Source organism: Mesorhizobium sp. A556 (assembly GCF_054489545.1).
Map to the genome: position 1 here is coordinate 1 of NZ_JBTMXA010000043.1, position 3,248 is coordinate 3,248.

Sequence of the window (3,248 nt, forward strand, 5' to 3'; positions counted from 1 at the left end):
GCGATCGCGGAATGGAAAGCCGTGACGGGAACCATGGCCTGAAATCAATCCGTAAGGCCGAATTCCCTCGGCACGCCCGAACGCAAGTTAAAGTGACATCGCCCCGGCAAGGTCTTCCCGATTGCCCGCCTGTTCGCCGACGATCATCATCCGCGCACTGGAATCGCCTTCGCCCCACACGGTTTGCGTTGCCGCTTCGCAGAGGTTGCAGCGCCGGCATTGCATGGCCGCCTCACGCGCCTCATCGAGAGTGGACGGTACCGCCATAGCCGTGGGCAGGCCGGCGCGATAGCGGGTGGAGATGGCTGCCGCGCCGGGTCTGGGCTGACTCGCGCCGGCCTCTCGCATCCGCTCCACCCGCGCCTCGGCGTCGGCCAGCATGGAAGGGATCAGGCGCGTTTCGGGCAGGTTCCGCCAATATTTCTTCGGCATCTCTGACCGCATTGCGTCCAACTTGACCCGTGCCGGATTGAAAATATTGGCAAAATAGGTGGCCCAGAGTGCCTCTGACGCATCCTCTGCGATCTCGGGCGGGCGACCGCCTGCTTCATAGCTGAGCACACCGACCGAAAAACGAGCCGTCAGCTCTGGCGTGGCGATCAACCAATCCATGTCGGCGAACCGCTTGACGAAAAACGCTGCCCCCGGCTCCAGCGTGTGATGGTCCGGCTCGAACCACGCGCCAAAACGGCGCCGGGCGCCAGCGGCTGGCAGTTCACGGAAACGCACAAATGCGTGCATCTTGTGAATGTCGCGCCCCACCGATTTCGCCATCAGCGCGAGTTCGCGGCCCAGCGGGTCGGCTTGCGACAGCGGTGCGCCATCGCGCTGATCAAGCCGCCACAACGCCTGATACAGCAGACCACAGCGCTGCGGCGCCGAATGCCAGATCACCAATCCCGCCAGCCGGACAAAATCGGCTGGCACACGGGCAGCATGGTCTCCTGGCAGGTCCGGCAACGGTTCCCCGCCAAACAGTCCGGCTTGCCCGCTCCAGTCAATATCGTGCGGTGCAATGCCATGGCTGATAGCCAGTCGCGCCGCATCGCGCCAGGCGGCGAACATGTCGCGTTGCGGCAGTGCGACGGCAAATCTCATAGCAGCGTCAATTGTTCCGGGGGCGGCGCGAAACGGGCTCGCAGATTGGCACTGTCGGTCAAATGCCGCGGCGACCAATCGGAAAGGCGGATAAAGGCTTTGGCTTTGTTCATCGATGCGCCGATGCGGATCAAATCGTCGAACCGCAACAGCGCATGGCGACGGGCCCCGATGATCCGATCCACCGTGCGTACGCCGAACCCCGGCACCCGCAGCAATTGCTCGCGCGAGGCCAAATTGACGTCCAGCGGAAATTGCGCGCGATGTTGCAGCGCCCAGGCCAGTTTGGGGTCCAGCTCGAGATCAAGATGCCCCTTGTCGGTGCCGGTGGTAATCTCCTCGGCAGAAAATCCATAAAAGCGCATCAGCCAATCCGCCTGATACAGCCGATGCTCCCGCAACAAGGGGGGCTGGATCAAGGGGAGCGCTGAAGAGGCATCCGGTATCGGGCTGAACGCGGAGTAGTAGACCCGCTTCAGCCGGTAGCCGCTATAGAGCCGGGTGGCGGTATTGAGGATGGCGACATCGTCGGACCCGTCGGCGCCGATGATCATTTGCGTGCTCTGCCCGGCCGGTGCGAAGCGCTGCGCCTTGCGGCCCGTATGGCTTTTCTCTTTGGCCGCCTCCTGCTCCAGCCGCACCTGCGCCATGGCCGCTCGAATGGTTTCCGGTCGCTTTTCGGGAGCGAGTTTGCGCACGCTGGCGTCCTGTGGCAGCTCGACATTGATCGACAGGCGGTCCGCCCACAGCCCGGCTTCGCGGATCAGTTCCGGCGCCGCATCAGGAATGGTCTTGAGATGGATATAGCCCTTGAAGTCATGCTGCTCGCGCAAGGTCCGCGCGATGCGCACCATGTCCGCCATGGTTTGATCGGGCGAGCGGATGATGCCGGAGGACAAAAATAGTCCCTCGATATAGTTGCGGCGATAGAACTCCAGGGTGAGCGTCACCACTTCTTCGACAGAAAAGCGCGCCCGCTCGACATTGCTCGACACGCGGTTGATGCAATAGGCGCAGTCGAAGATACAGAAATTGGTCATCAGGATTTTCAGCAAGGAAATGCAACGACCGTCAGGCGTGTAGGCATGGCAAATACCCGTCCCGCCTGACGACCCGATACCGCCCTTGGTGGCATCGCGCTTTTCACCACCGCTCGACGCGCAGGAGGCATCGTATTTCGCCGCATCGGACAGAATAGCCAACCGGTCTTGGAGCGTTTTTTTCATGTAATGTTCACTATATGTTCCTGGTGTCTTTATCCAATCACGTTTGCTGGAGAGCGTTGCAGACCTGGATGACAGGCGACATCGCTCCCCTTGTTGTTGTCTGCCTCCTGGCAAGGCATCTGGGTTACAAAACAGCCATCGCTGCCTCTTCGGCCTTCTCGATGTCGATCTTCAAGCTTGGCGCGGTGCGAGCGCGATCCAGCGCAATAGCGGAATGTTTTCGGGCGCTTTTCCTGAGTGGCTTCAAAACCGTCGACGCAGCAATCGAGAAGGCCGATGCGCAGCTCTACCTCGCTAAACATGCTGGTAGAGACAGGGTAGAACCGAGCACTGCGGCTGCAATCGACACCCTTGACCATCAGTCCCTGCGAAATCAGACCGACGGCTTTCGGGAAACGGTGGTGGTGACCGAAATAGCTGAAATGGGGTCGTTACCCGAACGGCAGCTTGCTCAGTTTCTCAGCCAGAACCGGACAGGCAGCTATCGGCCCCGGAGCTGTAGCTCGGGCGTTATTCGTTTCTCCATCGGCCAATCAAGGTCAAGGAGAACTGAAATGGGCTACTCTCAATATGATACTGCCATTCAGGGCCGAGCCGCTTGGAATGCTGGAAAGACGGTTGGCACGAAGCGGCCTTCACACAAAAATAAATCTGGGCGATCCGATTCTTCCTCGATCGTGAAGGGCGCGTTCGTGACCGTGCTCTTTTCGATCTGGCGATCGACAGCAAGCTACGCGGCTGCGACTTGGTCAAGATCAGGATTGGCGATTTGGTCGCTGGGTCGGAAATACGCATGCGTGCGATTGTCGTTCAGCAGAAGACAGGTCGCCCGGTACAGTCCGAGTTGACCAGCGACGTACGGGCCAGCCTCTTGGCCTGGCTCGAGAGGCGAGGCGGCACAGTCGATGACCATGCATTCCCGAG

Annotated in this window: 2 protein-coding genes and 1 pseudogene; 1 reads left to right on the forward strand and 2 read right to left on the reverse strand. The window is 60.4% G+C overall.

What is annotated here, in order from left to right; translation table 11 throughout:
- Positions 1-87: 87 nt before the first annotated feature.
- Together ACX3P0_RS25100 and ACX3P0_RS25105 are read right to left on the reverse strand one after the other, a co-directional pair.
- Positions 88-1,098: a TIGR03915 family putative DNA repair protein gene (locus ACX3P0_RS25100; protein WP_459092918.1), complete on the reverse strand. Its 1,011-nt coding sequence runs from the start codon at positions 1,096-1,098 to the stop codon at positions 88-90.
- Positions 1,095-2,324, reverse strand: a complete 1,230-nt coding sequence (locus tag ACX3P0_RS25105) for a putative DNA modification/repair radical SAM protein (protein ID WP_459092920.1) — start codon at positions 2,322-2,324, stop codon at positions 1,095-1,097. The genes ACX3P0_RS25100 and ACX3P0_RS25105 overlap by 4 nt, the downstream gene beginning before the upstream one ends.
- Before the next feature lie 554 nt (positions 2,325-2,878).
- Here ACX3P0_RS25105 and ACX3P0_RS25110 point away from each other — a divergent pair.
- A pseudogene (locus tag ACX3P0_RS25110) lies at positions 2,879-3,248 on the forward strand (site-specific integrase); the annotation flags it as partial.